The organism is Mycobacterium sp. 4858 (genome assembly GCF_900240975.1).
GTDB lineage: Bacteria > Actinomycetota > Actinomycetes > Mycobacteriales > Mycobacteriaceae > Mycobacterium.
Window position 1 is genome coordinate 828760 of sequence record NZ_LT968776.1, and the last position, 15841, is coordinate 844600.

Here is a 15841-nt window from a genome sequence, read left to right on the forward strand (position 1 = left end):
CTCAGGCGTGCGGGCGCCCCGCCCATCCCATCGCGCTCAGCCGGCGGCGGACCCGCTCGATCTCGTCCACCGACGGCAGCTCGTCGGTGACCCGGGTGATCGCCACCCCGAGGTCAACGTTGGTGATCGGACCGCGTTCGAGCGCACCCAGTTTCGTCGCAATGGTGGTGACCTCGTCGTCGGACACCCGTCGCGGCAGCAGCGCCAGGAGCGGCGCGTACCCGAGCGCGGGCGCACCGTTCGGGTAACCCGCTCGCAAGAACGCGAGAACGCTCGAGACCCGTTCGGTCAAGCTCATCGTCCACCTCGCTAGTCCACCGCACGCTACACACCGGCGGTCGGTTCTAGCCAGGGATAACCCGGCTCGGCGGTTTGAAACCGCGGCGCGGGCACGAAAAAGGGGCCCGGCCGCCAACGGGACCGGGCCCCTTCGCCGGCGACTTACTGGTTTTCCTTCTCGCGCTGCTCGGCGGCCTCCGCGCCGGCCCGCGCGGACTCGGCTTCGGCCTCCTTCTTGCCCGCGTCGCGCTGAGCGTCGGCCTTGTCCTGCTGGGCCTGACCCTCCTTGACCACGTCATCGCGACCGAGCACGGCCCCGCCGACCTCCTTGACCTTGCCCTTCACACCCTCGACGGTGCCCTGGACGGCTTCCTGCGGCCCGCTCTTGTCATCCCCCATGGATCGACCTCCCTTTGGTTACTGTGCAACTCGGCCCCTACGGCGTTCCCGCCGGCCGACCCGCCAAACGCTTGTGTCGGTGTGCGCGCGATCACGGGAAAGCGTTTGCCGCCGAATTGGACAGTTTCAACCGGGATCTGCCGGGTAGTAGCTCAGCGACCAACGAAAGGGGGTGAGGGTTCTGACCACCATCGCCGTCATCGGGGCGACCGGTACGGTCGGATCCCGCGTCGTCGCCAGGCTCAAGGCCCGGGACGTCGGGGTCATCGAGGTTTCCCGCGCTCACGGCGTCGACCTGCTCGACGGGGAGAGCCTGTACCGGGCGGTCAAGGGGGCAGATGTCGCGATCGACGTATCCAATCCCGTGCCGGGCGACGGGCAGCCCACCATCACCCAGGCCCTGACCACCGCCTCCCGCAACGTCATGGGTGTCTGCTCCGCGCGGGGGGTCCAGCGCCTGGTGGTGTCGACGTTGGCCTGCATCGACGATCCCGTGTTCGACGGGACGCCGTACTACGAGGCCAAGCGCGCGGCGAAAGAGATCCTGCTCGACGGTCCGGTGCCGACCACGCTCGTGAAGTCGACTCAGTGGTTCGAGTTCGCCACCGGCCCCGCGGGGCCGGTGAATCATGACGGGGACCGGGTGATGGTGGAGGACTGGCTGATTCAGCCCATCGCCGCCGACACCGTCGCCGACGTGCTCGTCGAGACGGCCCTGGGCCAGACGCCCACGCCGCGCACCATCACCGGCCCGGAGGCCATCCGGCTGCCCGAGTTGACCTCGAAAGTGCTTGCCCGTCACGGTGATAGCCGCGCCGTGCGGCCGGTCAAGCCCGCCGTTCCCGCACTCGCCGCGGGAGCGTTGCTGGCGTCCGATCAGGCGATAGTCCTCGGGCCCGATGTCGAGACCTGGCTGCGGTCGCTGCCCCGGGCCGGTGCCGACGGCCACGCGAAGGACGGCGGCGACGGCGCGCACGCGTCGTCGCGCCGACCGGATTTCTCCCGGATCTGAGCGGGCGTCGCACGGCCGGGAAACGAAGAGTTGTCGGCCCACGCCGGCGCGGTCGGCCCGGAATCCGCTGGTTGGTGGCACTTTCGGGGCGGCCGTAACGCCAAGGCGAAGTCATTGGCATATCGCGGCGGCGGCATCGACGCTAGGGTCACCTCAGGTTGAATCCACAGCTGCCCTCATTCGAGCGGCCGCGGGCACCGGTCGCTCACCACCGATCACCGCATCCGAGGGGCGACGACATGACTGCTCAACCCTACCGAGCCGAAGAACGACTCCACTGCTATGAAATCGATTGTGCCGGCGCGCAACTGTACGTGCAGGCGCACAGCCTGGCCAACCTGGTGCGCATCACGGGCGAGATCGACGCGTCCAATGCCAACCTGGTCTCCACGGCGATCCGCCGCTTCGTGCGGTTGCGGGCCCCGCTGATCCTGGACCTGGGCCGCGTGACTTACCTGGGCAGCGCGGCCCTCCGCGTGCTGCTGCTAATCCAGGACGAGTGTCAGCTCTGCGGCGTGCGCTACAGCGTGGTCAGCTGCGTCGCGCTGCGTCGGCTCACCCGACTGATCACCGGCCTCGGCTTGCCGCTGGTCGATTCGGTCGCCGAGGCACTTCAACGGATCCATGGCGCCGTGCGCACCCCGTGAGGGCCGCGATGGCGCCGATTTCAGGTAACGGTTCCATCACGATCCCGATTACGGTTCCTTAAGAATCACGTTGTGGTCCTTAAGAATTCTCAACGTTGCCCGCGGGAATTGACCATTCGCTTAGTGAACGCTCACGTTCCCTGGCCGTATTCATGGATTTTGCCTCCCGCGTTCGTCGCGAGCGAGCTCGGCACCTTTTAGACCTCGGCTACTTTGGTTCTCGAGGATCGGGAGCCTCTGTCGAGAACCAATTCGCAATTTCTGTAAGGACACACTGATCATGAAAATCAGCAGTATTGTCGCGCGCCGGCGACTGGCCGGCATCAGTGCCGGCTGCCTGCTCGGGGGAATCACCATGGGCGTCGTCGCGCCGTCCGCGGCCGCGGCGCCCGACTGCAGCCCCGGCGGAGTCAACGCCACCGTCTCGTCCGTGCGGGGCTCGGCCGAGCAGTACCTGGCGGCACATCCGGGCGCCGGACAGGTGGTCACCGCCGCCTACGGCCAGCCGCGTCCAGAGGCGGCGGCGAACCTGCGGAGCTACTTCACGGCGCATCCGCAGGAGTACTACGACCTGCGCGGCATCCTGGCGCCGATCGGCGACACCGAACGGCAGTGCAACGTCCCGGCCCTGCCGCCGACCTTGGAGTCGGCCTACCAGGAGTTCATGGCCGGCTGAGCCGCGCCGAGACCGCCGAGCGGCCCGCCACGACGCCGTGGCGGGCCGCTTCGTCGCTACGTGTGAACGGCAACCGCGACGGGTAATTGTCCAGTCAGCGAACGTAACTGGAGGAAAATCATGCGGCTGCGTCGCAGCGTTCTCAACAAGCCGGGCATCGCGCGCAAGCGCAGCGGGAAAGGCTTCGCGTATTACGGGCCCGACGGCGAGCCGCTGACCGACCCGCAAACCCTGCAGCGCATCAAGGATCTGGTCATTCCGCCGGCCTGGAAAAGCGTGTGGATCTCCCCGCACCCGAACGGACACATTCAGGCCGTCGGCGTCGACGCCGCGGGACGCCGCCAGTACCTCTACCACACCGCATGGCAAGAGGAACGCGCCGAGGAGAAGTTCGACCGCGTGCTGGAACTGTCCACCCGGTTGCCACAGTGGCGCGCCGTCATCGCGAAAGACCTGACTCGCAGCGGGCTGACCCGGAACCGGGTGCTGGGGCTGGCGCTGCGCCTGCTGGATCGCGGCTACTTCCGCGCCGGCGGGGAACAATACGCCGAGGAGCACGAGTCGTACGGCCTGGCGACCCTGCTGTGCGAGCACGTGGTGGTCCACAGTGGCGCAGTCGAATTCGACTTCCCCGCCAAGAGCGGCGTGCGCCGCACCGTGGAGATCGCGGATCCCCAGGTGGTTCGCGCGGTGCGCGCGCTGACGCGCCGGCCCGACCGGACGGAACGACTCCTGGTGTGCCGCACCGCGTCCGGCTGGGTCGAGTTACGATCCGACGACCTCAACGCCCGGTTCAAGGAGCTCGTCGGCGACGAATACACGGTCAAGGACCTGCGGACCTGGCACGGGACGGTGCTGGCGGCAACGGCGTTCGCCGATGCGGACCCCGCCGTTTCCCGGCGGGTGGCCAAACGCGTGGAATCCGCCGTCATGAAGGAGGTTGCCGAGGAGCTGGGCAACACGCCGGCGGTGGCGCGCGGGTCCTACGTCGACCCGCGCGTGGTGACCGGGTATGAACAGGGGCTCACGATCGCCGCGGCCACGCGGCGCGCCGAACGCGCCCGCGATCCCGACTCCGCGCAGGAGATCCTCGACAAGGCCACGCGCATGCTGATCCGGCGCGTGGCCAAGGGCCATAGCGCGTCCGGATCGTCCGACCTGGCCACGATTGCGTGACCCACGCCAGGTAGCTCCCGGCGAAACCGCTCCGGCAAACCGCCTCTCGCCCACACCTCCTGGCGGACATCGCCCGCACCCTCAACGGCACCCGAAGAGCCGTCGGCTGCGATGTCACACCGACGAATAATCACGGCGATCCTGGGTATGCCCGACGTGTGGGATGCGCGCCAGCCGCCCATTCGCGCCAGATTGCGGTCGAAACAGACGGCCGCGGGCCCTCGCAGCAAACCACGCGTCACCGTGGCTCCGCGTCGGCCGGCGTACGCAGCGAACATCATCGAACCGTCTGTCGAGGAGGGACATCAATGGCCAAGCAAGAGGTCTCGGACTATCTGCTGGATCGATTGCGGGCGTGGGGCGTCGAGCACGTGTTCGGCTACCCCGGCGACGGCATCAACGGGCTGCTCGCCGCGTGGGGCCGCGCGGACAACAAGCCGAAATTCATCCAATCGCGACACGAGGAGATGAGCGCCTTCGAGGCGGTCGGCTACGCGAAATTCACCGGCCGGCTCGGGGTGTGCGCGGCCACGTCGGGCCCGGGGGCGATCCATCTGCTCAACGGCCTCTATGACGCCAAACTCGACCACGTCCCGGTGGTGGCGATCGTCGGGCAGACCAACCGGACCGCGATGGGCGGCAACTACCAGCAGGAGGTCGACCTGCTGACCCTGTTCAAGGACGTCGCCAGCGACTACGTCCAAATGGTCACCGTCCCCGAACAATTGCCCAACGTGCTGGACCGCGCGATCCGGATCGCGATGACCCAGCGGGCGCCGACGGCGTTGATCATCCCCAGCGACGTGCAGGAGTTGCCGTACTCGCCGCCCGAGCACGCGTTCAAGATGGTGCCCTCCAGCCTGGGCATCGCGTACCCGGAGATCGCCCCTGACGACGCGGCCATCACGCGCGCGGCCGAGGTGCTGAACGCGGGCAAGAAGGTCGCCATGCTGGTGGGCACCGGCGCCCGCGGGGCGCACGAGGAGCTGAGCCAGGTGGCCGACCTGCTGGGCGCCGGCGCCGCCAAGGCGCTGCTGGGCAAGGACGTGCTCTCCGACGAATTGCCCTGGGTCACCGGCTCTATCGGCCTGCTGGGGACGCGGCCGAGCTACGAGCTGATGCGGGACTGCGACACCCTGCTCACCGTCGGGTCCAGCTTCCCCTACACGCAGTTCCTGCCCGATTTCGGGCAGGCCCGCGCGGTGCAGATCGATGTCGACGGCCGGCTCATCGGAATGCGCTACCCCTACGAGGTCAACCTGGTGGCCGACGCGAAAACCGCTCTGCGGGCGCTGATTCCACACCTGCGCCGCAAGGAGGACCGGTCGTGGCGCGAGACCATCGAGAAGAACGTGGCGCGCTGGTGGGAGACGATGGACAAGGAGGCGCACGTCAGCGCCGACCCGATCAACCCGATGCGGCTGTACTCCGAGCTCTCCCCGATGCTGCCGGACGACGCCATCGTGACGGCCGACTCCGGGTCGGCGGCCAACTGGTATGCGCGCAACCTGCGTTTCCGCGGCAACATGCGGGGCTCGCTGTCGGGCACGCTGGCCACGATGGGACCAGGCGTGCCGTACGCGATCGGCGCCAAATTCGGCCAGCCACGCCGCCCCGTCATCGCGTTCGTCGGCGACGGCGCCATGCAGATGAACGGCATGGCCGAACTGATCACGATCAAGCGGTACTGGCAGGAGTGGGAGGACCCCAGGCTGATCATCGCGATTCTGCACAACAACGACCTCAACCAGGTCACCTGGGAAATGCGTGCCATGGCCGGTGCGCCGAAATTCCATGAGTCCCAAGCGCTTCCGGACGTCGACTTCGCGGCGTTCGCGGCCAGCCTGGGCCTGAACGCGATGACCATCAAGGACCCGGACGAACTCGGGGGCGCGTGGCGCAACGCCTTGTCGGCCGACCGCCCCAGCGTGCTCGACGTCTTCACCGACCCGGACATGCCGCCCATCCCGCCGCACGCGACCTGGGACCAGTTCAAGTCGTCGGCCACCGCGGTGCTCTCCGGCGACGAGGACCGCGTGGGCTTCGTCAAGGTGGGCCTGAAAACCAAGGCGCAGGAATTCATGCCGCACAGGAAGGGGTGAGCGAAGGATCGCTCAGTGGTCGGCGACTCCGGAACGGGCGCTGCGCAGGTCGTCGACGAAGAGTCGGTAGGACTCGTCGTGCCGGTCGCTGCGATCGCGCAGCACCGCCGACGGGTGGACTGTCGCCAGCACGACGGGCTCGGGCTCCAGGTCGACGAGCGAGTCGGGTAGCGGCAGGCGTCGTCCGCGTTGGGTGGAGACCCGAAACGCCGCTCCCAGAAGGGATTGCGCGGCGGTGGCCCCTAGGCAGACGATGACCCGGGGCCGCACCGCCTCGATCTCGGCGATGAGCCAGGGTCGGCAGGCGACCACCTCGGTGCGGCCCGGCTTTTGGTGGATGCGCCGCTTGCCGCCCTTGCGGGTGAACTTGAAGTGCTTGACCGCGTTGGTCTCGTACGTCGACGCCGGGTCGACGCCGGCGTCTTCGAGGGCCCGGGCGAGCAGGCGCCCGGCCGGCCCCACGAACGGCTCGCCCGCGCGGTCCTCCTGGTCGCCCGGCTGCTCGCCCACCAGCATGATGGGCGCGCCGGGGTCTCCGCGACCGAACACCGTCTGGGTGGCGTCGGCGAAAAGCGGGCAGCCGCGGCAGCATTCGGCCGCCGCCCGCAGCGCATCCAGCCCGCGCTCGGCGGGCAGGTAACGGTCGGCGCCGGGGGTCTTGGCGGCGGTCATGTTTTTGTTCGGCGCGGGACGGGGTGTCCCCACTCCCCCTCGAGTGGGGACACCCCGTGAGTCCGTGCTAGCCCTTGCCGACGATGGCGTCGCGGGCGCGGTCCAGCATCGCCGCGAACGGTCCGGCGGCGAGGTTGGCGGCCTGCGACTCGACACCGGCGTGCGGGCGGGTCGGCGCGATCGCCTCGGCGAGTTTGGCTGCGCGGCCCATCCGTTCGAGTTCGTCGTCGCTCAGCTCCTGGCCGAGCTTGGAGAACTCCTCGTGCTCCTCGTGCTCGGCGTGCTCGACGACCGCGTCGCGCAGTTGCGTCAGCATGCTGGTGAACTCCGCGCTGTCGACGTCGAGCTTCTCCAGCTTCTGCAGGACGGTCTTGGCCTCGTGCTCTTCGTGGAGCCGCTCGCCGACCACCGCGGCGCCGTCGGAGAGCTTCCGCTTGGCGCGCGGGTGCACGATCTCCTCCTCGGCCGTCTCGTGGACGGCCAGCAGCCGCCGGAGCTCGACGAACGCCTTCTCACGTTCTTTCCCCGAAGCCGCCAACGTCTCGGCGAACAACGACTTGATCTGCTGGTGTTGACTGACGAGAAAGTCGACCACATCGGTGGGCGACTTGATGGCGCTCTGAGCCATGGTGTCCTTCCCCTGATTCGGCGCGCGGGCTGTTGCGCGCTTTCTTTCGGCTACCCGACGAAATCCGCCACCAAACGGGTACGGCCGCCCACCAGTGGGTAGTTCCTCACCAAGTCGCGAAAGTCAAGCCGCGAAAGGGAGGACGCTCATGGCCGGCCGTGTCCGCACCCGGGCGGCGATCCTCGGCGCCCTCGTCGTCACCGCCGGGTGTGCCGCGCCCGGGGCGTCGTTGGAAAGCACCCCCGACGTCGTGCTGTGGTCGGTCGCGGCACCCTTGCGCGCGCCGGTGTGGTCGTATCGGGCCCACGCCCTCGTCGCGCTCACCGGCGATCAGCGGGTCGCCGAGGTGAGCGCCGGTGACCGCCCGGGCGACGCCGACACCCGGTTCTCGGCGCCCATGGCGGCCGGACGCAACCTGCAGATCAGCCAGAAAGACGATCGCGTCGTGTTCGTGCCGCAGCCCGACCGCGGCCGGGTCGCCGAGGTCGACCTCCAAAGCCTGCGCCAGGTCGGCGATTTCGACGCCGGACCCGCCCCGGCGTATCTGTCCGAGGACGCCGGGTTGCGGACGCTCCTGGCGCTGTCGTCGGACGGGACGTCGGTGACGCCGGTGGACCAGTACGGCTTCCGCAAACTGCCCACCGCCCCGGTCACCGGTGAGCCCGCTGACAGTATCGACGGTGCGAACCGCGGCCGCGAGATCGACTACCACGCCTACGCGCCCTCGGGAATCCGCCATTACCAAGGGCATTCGTCACCCGCCGAAGAGCGCGGGTCGCTGCGCATGAACGTCGCGGTCTCGGCGGGCGACGGCGCCGCGGTGACTCGCAGCTACGTGGCCGGGCGTGACGACAGCACGCTGTACGCGGTGGACTCGCGCCGCGGCGGTGAGGGCCTGACGGTACTGGCCAGCACCCGGCTGCCGTCCCCCATCCGCGAGCTGGGCACCGACGACACCCGCCTCTACGCCGCCACCGACCGCGAGGTGGTGGTGCTCGAGACCGCCAGCTTCACCGGCTTCCCGAGCCGGACCATCCCCGTGATCCGCGTCATCGGCTACCGGGCCGGACTGCCGCCGGCGGCCCAGTCGGCGGCGCTGTCGGGCATGGCGATCGGGCCGCATCGGGTGTACCTGACCCTGGCCGACAGGCCCTACGTGGTCAGCGTGGCCAAACCGCGCCTGTGATCGGCTACATTGCGGGCAGGTTCGGCCGGTAAGGAGGCGCTGGCGTGACCGACCCGCAAGACCGGTATTGGCAGAACCCGTACACCTACGACCCACTGGGCCGGGTCCCGCCGACCCCGCCTCCGCTGGAACCGCCGCCGCTTACGCCGCCGGCCCGCTGTCGCTGGTGTTCGCGTTCGTGTTCGCGCCGGTCGGGGCGATCCTGGGGCACGCGGGGCTGGCGCAGATCCGCCGCACCGGCGAGCCCGGCCGGGACCGCGCCCGGGCGGGGCTGGCGCTGTCGTACGCGTTCATCGCCGTCGGCGTCGTCGCCCTGGTCGCGTGGGCCACCCTGGGCCCCGCCCCGTCCCCGCAGACCGCCGCGCCCGCGACCATCTCCACGGGCCCGACGACCCCGGCCGGTCCGGGTCCGGTCACACCGGACGCCCTGGCGGCGCTGCTGCCGGGCGCCGACGCCCTGAAGAACCTCACCACCGACCAGAACCTCGAGGCGGGCCAGACCTGGAACAACCCGGGCCGCCCGGGCGCGGCGGGGGCCATCGACCGGCCGGAATGCTGGGGCAGCATCGCCCCGGGCACGCCGGACGCCTACACCGGCGACGTGGCCGGATACCACGCGGCGGAGTACCGCGACACGCACACCTTCCTCAAGTCGACCCAGGTCATCGAGGCGGTCGTGGCCTTCCGGGACCCGGCGGCGGCGCAGTCGCAGCTCGCGGCGTTGCTGTCGGGGTGGCGCCGCTGCGGCGGCCTGACCGTGACGCTGACACCGCCCAGCGGGGAGGCGCTCCCCTTCGCGGTGGGCGCGCCCGCCGACGCGGGCAACGGCATCACCACGCTGGACCTGACGCCCCGGGGGCTGCAGATCCACTCGGCCCGGGCGATCGCGGCCAAGGCCAACGTGATCGTCGACCTGATGGTCTCCTGCAGCGGCACGACGGACGCCGAGCAGCCGCGGCTGGCCGGGGTGGGCATCGCCACCTACGTGCTGGGCAAGATCCCTGGCTAGGGTGGGCGGCATGAAGTATCTCGACGTCGACGGAGTCGGACGGGTCAGCCGGATCGGCTTGGGCACCTGGCAGTTCGGGTCACGCGAATGGGGCTACGGCGAGGGCTACGCCTCGGGCGCCGCGCGTGACATCGTGCGCCGCGCGCTCGCCCTGGGGGTGACACTGTTCGACACCGCCGAGGTGTACGGGCTGGGCAAGAGCGAGCGGATCCTCGGCGAGGCGCTCGGCGACGAACGCGCCGACGTCGCGGTGGCCAGCAAGATCATGCCGGTCGCGCCGTTCCCGGCGGTGGTCAAGCAGCGCGAGCGCGCCAGCGCGCGACGGCTGGGCCTGGACCGCATCCCGCTCTACCAGATCCACCAATCCAATCCACTGGTCCCCGACACCGTGATCATGCCGGGCATGCGCGACCTGCTCGACGGCGGGAAGATCGGCGCGGTCGGCGTCTCCAACTACTCGCTGGAGCGGTGGCGGAAGGCCGACGCCGCGCTCGGCCGGCCGGTCGTCAGCAACCAGGTGCACTTCTCGCTGGCGCACGCCGGGCCGCTGGAGGATTTGGTGCCTTTCGCCGAGCGGGAGAACCGCATCGTGATCGCCTACAGCCCGCTCGAGCAGGGGCTGCTGGGCGGCAAGTACGGCCTGGACAACCGGCCCGGTGGCATCCGGGCGCTGAATTCGTTGTTCGGCACGGAGAACCTGCGCCGCGTCGAGCCGCTGTTGCAGACGCTGCGCGACGTGGCGACCACCGTCGGTGCCAAACCGGCTCAGGTGGCGCTGGCGTGGCTGATCAGTTACCCGGGGGTCGTCGCGATCCCCGGCGCGTCCAGCGTCGAGCAGCTCGAATTCAACGTCGCCGCCGCCGACATCGAACTGCCGCCGGACGCCCGTGAGGCGCTCACCGGGGCGGCCCGCGCCTTCCGGCCGGTCTCGGCCGGGCGTTTCCTGACCGACCTGGTCCGGGAGAAGCTGGGCCGCTAGTTTCGCGCCGAGGTTGCCATCAGGGCTGTGGCCAGGCCCTCGAGAACAGCCTCCACGGCAATCTCGGCGCGGACGCGCAGACCCGCGGACGCGCAGACCCGCGGACCCGTTAGGACTGGGCGGAATCGGCGAACGCGGCGGGGCTGGCGGGCGCGCCCCTGGCCACCACCACCGGCATCGAGGTCGCGGCGTTGGTCCGCAGGATGGTGTGCACCACGTCGATGAGGTCCTCGACCGGCATCAGCTTGCCGGGCATGCAGCCGCGGGAGGCCCACAGCGGCACGGCCTGCATCGCGAGGTCCATGTCCCAGCCGATGTTCATTCCCGTGGCCGCGTCCCCCTCGCCACCCGGGCATTCGCCGACGATCAGGGTGGTGAAGCCGATGTCGGGGTGTTCGGCCCGCCAGGCGTCGACCATCCGCTCGAGGGCCGCCTTGCTGACGCCGTACGCGCCGAGGCCCGGCCACGGCGGCCCGAACGTGCCGGCGTCGGAGGACAGGTAGACGGCCTTGCCCGCGGAGGCCGTCAGGTGCGGCACCGCCGCGGCCGTCACCAGCGCGGCGCCGATGACGTTGGTGTCGAAGATGCGCCGCCAGGTCGCGGCGTCGGTGTCGACCATGCGGACCAGCGGGCCGACGGCGGGGGTGTAGACGACGTTGTCGATGCCGCCCAGGGCGTCGGCCGCGGCGGCGATCGCAGACCGGCACGACGCCTCGTCGGTGACGTCGCATTCGATGGCGATCGCGCCCGGGCCGGCCTCCCTGGCCGCCGCCTCGATCCGATCGCGGCGCCGGGCCAACAGGGCGACCTGGTCGCCGCGCTGGGCGAGGCCCACGCCGATGCAACGACCGAGTCCGCTCGAGGCGCCCACCACCACTGTCCTTGACATATTTGCCCTCTCTTGTAACGAGCTGCCGTCGGCAAGAACCTACCGGATATCGCCCGTCACGCGGTGATGGTTGGGTTGCTCAATTCCGGACGACGGTGTTCCGGTCGCCGAACTTGGCCTGGTACATGGCCGCGTCCGCCCGGGCCGTGACCGCGTCGACGGAGTCACCCGGAAGGGCGAGGGTGGCGCCGATGCTCAGCGTCGCGGACAGCGCCTTGTCGGAGACATAAATGGGTTCGGCGGCACGGCAACGAATCTTTTCGGCCACCTGGGTGAGCTCGTCGATGCTGCGGACGCCGGGCAACAGGACCAGCATTTCGTCGCCGCCCGTCCGGCCGACGGTGTCCCCCCGGCGCACGCTCCCGCGAACCCGCGCGGCCAGCGTCGCGAGCACGAAGTCGCCGATGCCGTGCCCCCACGTGTCGTTGATGTCCTTGAAATGGTCTACGTCGCAGAACAACACGCCGACATACGTTCCCGGCGGTTGCGGTTGCTCCAGCGCCGCGGCGAGCCGGCCGATGGCCTCGGCCCGGTTCACCAGGCCGGTCAGGGTGTCGAACCGGGCCAGCCGTTCGAGTCGCTGCTCGGCCTCGACCTGATCGTCGACGATGCGCAGCGAGGCGATCAGTCCGTCGGTCCTGCCGTCGGCGTCGACATACGGCTTCCCGTGGCCGTCGACCCAGTGGAAACTGCCGTCGGTGGAGCGGATCCGGAACCGTTGCAGGACCGATGCACCGCCGGCGATCCGCTGCAACGCCGCCACGATCGCATCGCGGTCATCACGGTGGATCTGGCGGCTGAATTGTGCACCGGTCCAGTGTTCGGGTGCTCCGCCGAACGCGGCCTCAACCGACGGTGAGATCCACGCGACGTCCTCGCCGCGGAGGTGGACGATGACGTCGACCGCATTGTCGGCGATGAGGCGGTAGCGCGCCTCGGCGTCGGCGCGTTCCTTGCTGACCAGCTCCTTCTCAATCAACAGTTTCTGTTCGCGCTGGATGAAGAAGAACGTGATCGCCCCGACGACGGCCGTGCCCAGCAGTATGGAAAACGTCCAGTCCGCGTGCTCGCCCAGACGAAGCCGCAGGAAGAAGGGCCGCGACAGCGCGACGACGACCGGAAGCGCGGCGAGCAGGACCGCCAACCGCAGCAGCGTCTTCTTGTCGGGCCGGGCGAGCAGCCAGGCGACCGGAGACCGGTCGGGGCGTGCCAGCGTCGTCGCGGCGCCGAGCAGCAGCAGGGCCACGGCCGTCATGAGCGCCTGGCCGGTCGACGGCGAGAAGCCCACCAGCGCCAACGCGCCGAACAGGTAGGCCCCGACCGTGACGAATGGGATGAGCGCGCCGGCCGCCATGCACGCGGGCCAGACCACGCGGGTCCCGCGACCCACGCGAATCAATGCCGCCGCGGCCGCCAGGGGCAGGCCCGACGACGTCGTTTGCGCGCTGGGGCGCCCCGGCCACGTCTGTTGCGACGCGCGCACCGCGTCGGAGACCCACACCAGGTCCAGGCCGGTCGACGGCCCGCCGATGACGTACTCCACGACGGTGACAGCCGCAAGGGCCCCTACCGCCAGGGCGAGGCCCCGCCCGGCCCACACCCGCCCCCGCGAGGGGCGACCGGACTGGAGCAGGATCGCCGCAGCCAGCCCTACCAGCCACAACGAAGTCCATGGCATCATCTGCGGCCAGGCCGGGTCGATCCGGGTCAGCCGGTCGATGCCGGTCGTCCAGCCCACCCAGGTCAGGGCGGCAAGGGCAAACACCACCAGCAGGGCGATCCGCCTGCACCAGGCCACGTCGTTCAGACACGAGTCGGGGCTCGACCTGTCCATCGACTGCCCCTTCCTCCCCCCGCGGCGGTGCAACCGACAGTGTGCGGGAAGGGGCGGCCGGCGGCGGAGGGCACAAGGTAACCAATCTGTGGGCGAAAGGTCACCGCTCGCGCACGATCGCCGCGGCGCGCCGCCGGTGCGGGTCAGGCCCCGTCGGGGGCCTGCAACACCACGGCGGTGTGCGCGTCCACGGTGAAGGTGCCTCCCCCGGGCACTTCCTCCGCGGGCGTCTCCTCGTCGGGGCCGGTGAACACCACGAGCTGCCAAGCGGCGCCGAATTCCTTTGCCGGCAATGTGAATTCGATCGGCTCGTGGTGAGCGTTGAAGCACAGCAGGAACGAGTCGTCGAGCACCCGCTGCCCCCGCGCGTCGCGGTCGGGGATGCCGTGCCCGTTGAGGAACACGGTGACGGATTTCGCGAACCCCGCGCCCCAGTCCTCCTCGGTCATCTCGGTGCCCTCGGGGGTGAACCAGGCGATGTCCGGCAGCCCGTCCTGGCCACGGCGGCCCAGCGGCTTGCCGGAGAAGAAACGGCGCCTGCGGAAGACCGGGTGGTTACCGCGCAGCGCCGACACCAGCCGGGTGAACTCCAGCAGGCCGTTGTCGGCTTTCGCCCAGTCGATCCAGGTGAGCTCGTTGTCCTGGCAGTAGCCGTTGTTGTTGCCGTTCTGGGTGCGGCCCAGCTCGTCGCCGTGGCAGATCATCGGCACACCCTGCGACAGCAGCAGCGTGGTCAGGAAGTTGCGCTGCTGGCGCGCGCGCAGCGCGTTGACGTCCGGGTCATCCGTCGGCCCTTCCGCGCCGCAGTTCCACGACCGGTTGTGGCTCTCGCCGTCGTTGTTGTCCTCGCCGTTGGCCTCGTTGTGTTTCTCGTTGTAGGACACCAGGTCGCGCAGCGTGAAGCCGTCGTGGGCGATGACGAAGTTGATCGAGGCCACCGGCCGGCGCGCGGTGTGCTCGTAGAGGTCGGCGGACCCGGACAGCCGGTAGGCGAACTCGTCGAGCGTCGACGGCTCGCCGCGCCAGAAGTCGCGGACGGCATCGCGGTACTTGCCGTTCCATTCCGTCCATTGCGGCGGGAAGTTGCCGACCTGGTAACCACCCGGCCCGACGTCCCAGGGTTCGGCGATCAGCTTGACCTGGCTCACCGTCGGATCCTGTTGCACGAGTTCGAAGAACGTCGCCAGGCGGTCCACATCGTAGAACTCGCGGGCCAGCGTCGAGGCCAGATCGAACCGGAAGCCGTCGACGTGCATCTCGGTGACCCAGTAGCGCAGCGAGTCCATGATCAGCTGCAGCGCGTGCGGGTGCCCGACGTTGAGGCTGTTGCCGGTGCCGGTGTAGTCCATGTAGTAGCGCTTGTCGTCGTCGACCAGCCGGTAGTACGCGGCGTTGTCGATGCCGCGGAACGACAGCGTCGGGCCCATGTGGTTGCCCTCGGCCGTGTGGTTGTAGACGACGTCGAGGATGACCTCGATGCCGGCCTCGTGCAGCGCGCGCACCATCGCCTTGAACTCCTGCACCTGGCCGCCCGGTGACGCGGAGCTCGAGTACTTGAAGTCGGGCGCGAAGAAGCCGATCGTGTTGTAGCCCCAGTAATTCGAGAGGCCCTTGTCCACCAGGGTGGAGTCGTTGGCGAAGTGGTGCACCGGCATCAGCTCGATGGCGGTGACGCCGATGCTCTTGAGGTGCTCGATGATCACCGGGTGTGCCACGGCCGCGTAGGTGCCGCGCTGCTGCTCGGGGATGTCGGGATGGGTCTGCGTCAGGCCCTTGACGTGCGCCTCGTAGATGACCGTGTCGGCGTACTGGTGGTCCGGCGGCCGGTCGTTGCCCCAGTCGAAGTAGGGGTTGATCACCACCGACTTGGGCATGAACGCGGCCGAGTCGTCGTCGTTGCGGCTGTCCGGATCGCCGAAGTTGTAGCTGAACAGGGCCTGATCCCACTCGAACGAGCCGTCGATGGCCTTCGAATACGGGTCCACCAGCAGCTTGTTCGGGTTGCACCGCAGGCCGTTCTGCGGGTCGTACGGGCCGTGCACGCGGTAGCCGTAACGCTGACCGGGTTCGATGTTGGGGATGTAGGCGTGCCAAATGTAACCGTCGACCTCGGGCAAAAGGACCCGGCTCTCGGTGCCGTCGGCGTCGAACAGGCACAACTCCACCCGTTCGGCCACTTCGCTGAACACGGCGAAATTGGTGCCCGCACCGTCGTAGGTCGCGCCCAGGGGATAGGCCCGGCCCGGCCACACCTCTCCGGTGGGCGTGGGGGCGGGTGTTTCTGCGGAGGTCATGGCGCAATCAATACCCTACCCGCGCCACCCCCAAACGGTCGCGCGGAAGAGATTGCACC

At 69.5% G+C, this 15841-nt stretch carries 14 protein-coding genes and 1 pseudogene; 8 read left to right on the forward strand and 7 right to left on the reverse strand.

The genetic code is table 11. From position 1 onward, the window contains the following. Nucleotide 1: 1 nt before the first annotated feature. The gene (locus C1737_RS12385; protein ID WP_102418526.1) at nt 2-298 is read right to left on the reverse strand and encodes a DUF3349 domain-containing protein; all 297 of its coding nucleotides are present in this window, start codon (nt 296-298) and stop codon (nt 2-4) included. Between the two features lie 143 nt (nt 299-441). Further along, nucleotides 442-678 carry a general stress protein CsbD gene (locus C1737_RS12390; RefSeq protein ID WP_067918059.1) on the reverse strand — a complete coding sequence of 79 codons (237 nt, stop codon included), beginning with the start codon at nt 676-678 and terminating at the stop codon, nt 442-444. Nucleotides 679-850: 172 nt separating this feature from the next. Between C1737_RS12390 and C1737_RS12395 the strand changes: the two genes are divergently transcribed. From C1737_RS12395 to C1737_RS12415, 5 genes are all read left to right on the forward strand, one after another. Then, nucleotides 851-1690: an SDR family oxidoreductase gene (locus tag C1737_RS12395; RefSeq protein ID WP_102418527.1), complete on the forward strand. Its 840-nt coding sequence runs from the start codon at nt 851-853 to the stop codon at nt 1688-1690. Nucleotides 1691-1929: 239 nt separating this feature from the next. Then, entirely contained in the window at nt 1930-2337 is a 408-nt protein-coding gene (locus C1737_RS12400; RefSeq protein ID WP_068097025.1) for an STAS domain-containing protein, read from the forward strand. Nucleotides 2338-2617: 280 nt separating this feature from the next. Next, complete coding sequence (locus C1737_RS12405; RefSeq protein WP_102418528.1) at nt 2618-3013, forward strand: heme-binding protein; 396 nt, start codon at nt 2618-2620, stop codon at nt 3011-3013. Nucleotides 3014-3133: 120 nt separating this feature from the next. Continuing rightward, on the forward strand, nt 3134-4189 hold the full coding sequence (locus C1737_RS12410) for a DNA topoisomerase IB (RefSeq protein WP_102418529.1): 1056 nt from the start codon (nt 3134-3136) through the stop codon (nt 4187-4189). Between the two features lie 308 nt (nt 4190-4497). After that, entirely contained in the window at nt 4498-6291 is a 1794-nt protein-coding gene (locus C1737_RS12415) for a thiamine pyrophosphate-requiring protein (RefSeq protein ID WP_102418530.1), read from the forward strand. A 12-nt stretch (nt 6292-6303) separates the two neighbouring features. Here C1737_RS12415 and C1737_RS12420 read toward each other — a convergent pair whose 3' ends face one another. Together C1737_RS12420 and C1737_RS12425 are read right to left on the reverse strand one after the other, a co-directional pair. Then, nucleotides 6304-6963, reverse strand: coding sequence for a UdgX family uracil-DNA binding protein (locus C1737_RS12420; RefSeq protein ID WP_102418531.1), 660 nt, complete (start codon nt 6961-6963; stop codon nt 6304-6306). 67 nt (nt 6964-7030) lie between these two features. After that, nucleotides 7031-7591 carry a hemerythrin domain-containing protein gene (locus C1737_RS12425; RefSeq protein WP_067918069.1) on the reverse strand — a complete coding sequence of 187 codons (561 nt, stop codon included), beginning with the start codon at nt 7589-7591 and terminating at the stop codon, nt 7031-7033. Between the two features lie 148 nt (nt 7592-7739). Between C1737_RS12425 and C1737_RS12430 the strand changes: the two genes are divergently transcribed. The 3 genes and pseudogenes from C1737_RS12430 to C1737_RS12440 all read left to right on the forward strand — a co-directional run bounded on the left by C1737_RS12430 (nt 7740) and on the right by C1737_RS12440 (nt 10765). Next, nucleotides 7740-8777 (forward strand): hypothetical protein, encoded by a 1038-nt coding sequence (locus C1737_RS12430; protein ID WP_102418532.1) that lies wholly within the window; start codon nt 7740-7742, stop codon nt 8775-8777. Between the two features lie 44 nt (nt 8778-8821). Continuing rightward, nucleotides 8822-9786: pseudogene (locus C1737_RS12435) on the forward strand (sensor domain-containing protein). Nucleotides 9787-9796: 10 nt separating this feature from the next. Further along, on the forward strand, nt 9797-10765 hold the full coding sequence (locus tag C1737_RS12440) for an aldo/keto reductase (RefSeq protein WP_102419919.1): 969 nt from the start codon (nt 9797-9799) through the stop codon (nt 10763-10765). Between the two features lie 109 nt (nt 10766-10874). Here C1737_RS12440 and C1737_RS12445 read toward each other — a convergent pair whose 3' ends face one another. The 3 genes from C1737_RS12445 to glgX all read right to left on the reverse strand — a co-directional run bounded on the left by C1737_RS12445 (nt 10875) and on the right by glgX (nt 15782). After that, entirely contained in the window at nt 10875-11642 is a 768-nt protein-coding gene (locus C1737_RS12445) for an SDR family oxidoreductase (protein WP_102418533.1), read from the reverse strand. 91 nt (nt 11643-11733) lie between these two features. Then, the gene (locus C1737_RS12450) at nt 11734-13488 is read right to left on the reverse strand and encodes a sensor domain-containing diguanylate cyclase (protein WP_102418534.1); all 1755 of its coding nucleotides are present in this window, start codon (nt 13486-13488) and stop codon (nt 11734-11736) included. A gap of 143 nt (nt 13489-13631) precedes the next feature. Continuing rightward, nucleotides 13632-15782 (reverse strand): glycogen debranching protein GlgX, encoded by a 2151-nt coding sequence (gene glgX / locus C1737_RS12455; protein WP_102418535.1) that lies wholly within the window; start codon nt 15780-15782, stop codon nt 13632-13634. Nucleotides 15783-15841 lie beyond the last annotated feature (59 nt).

What these genes read in the sequence shown, in the direction of transcription:
- C1737_RS12385 (WP_102418526.1), bottom strand. Translation starts at nt 298, where the DNA reads ATGAGCTTGACCGAACGGGTCTCGAGCGTTCTCGCGTTCTTGCGAGCG.
- C1737_RS12390 (WP_067918059.1), bottom strand. Translation starts at nt 678, where the DNA reads ATGGGGGATGACAAGAGCGGGCCGCAGGAAGCCGTCCAGGGCACCGTC.
- C1737_RS12400 (WP_068097025.1), top strand. Translation starts at nt 1,930, where the DNA reads ATGACTGCTCAACCCTACCGAGCCGAAGAACGACTCCACTGCTATGAA.
- C1737_RS12405 (WP_102418528.1), top strand. Translation starts at nt 2,618, where the DNA reads ATGAAAATCAGCAGTATTGTCGCGCGCCGGCGACTGGCCGGCATCAGT.
- C1737_RS12410 (WP_102418529.1), top strand. Translation starts at nt 3,134, where the DNA reads ATGCGGCTGCGTCGCAGCGTTCTCAACAAGCCGGGCATCGCGCGCAAG.
- C1737_RS12415 (WP_102418530.1), top strand. Translation starts at nt 4,498, where the DNA reads ATGGCCAAGCAAGAGGTCTCGGACTATCTGCTGGATCGATTGCGGGCG.
- C1737_RS12420 (WP_102418531.1), bottom strand. Translation starts at nt 6,963, where the DNA reads ATGACCGCCGCCAAGACCCCCGGCGCCGACCGTTACCTGCCCGCCGAG.
- C1737_RS12425 (WP_067918069.1), bottom strand. Translation starts at nt 7,591, where the DNA reads ATGGCTCAGAGCGCCATCAAGTCGCCCACCGATGTGGTCGACTTTCTC.
- C1737_RS12430 (WP_102418532.1), top strand. Translation starts at nt 7,740, where the DNA reads ATGGCCGGCCGTGTCCGCACCCGGGCGGCGATCCTCGGCGCCCTCGTC.
- C1737_RS12440 (WP_102419919.1), top strand. Translation starts at nt 9,797, where the DNA reads ATGAAGTATCTCGACGTCGACGGAGTCGGACGGGTCAGCCGGATCGGC.
- C1737_RS12450 (WP_102418534.1), bottom strand. Translation starts at nt 13,488, where the DNA reads ATGGACAGGTCGAGCCCCGACTCGTGTCTGAACGACGTGGCCTGGTGC.
- glgX (WP_102418535.1), bottom strand. Translation starts at nt 15,782, where the DNA reads ATGACCTCCGCAGAAACACCCGCCCCCACGCCCACCGGAGAGGTGTGG.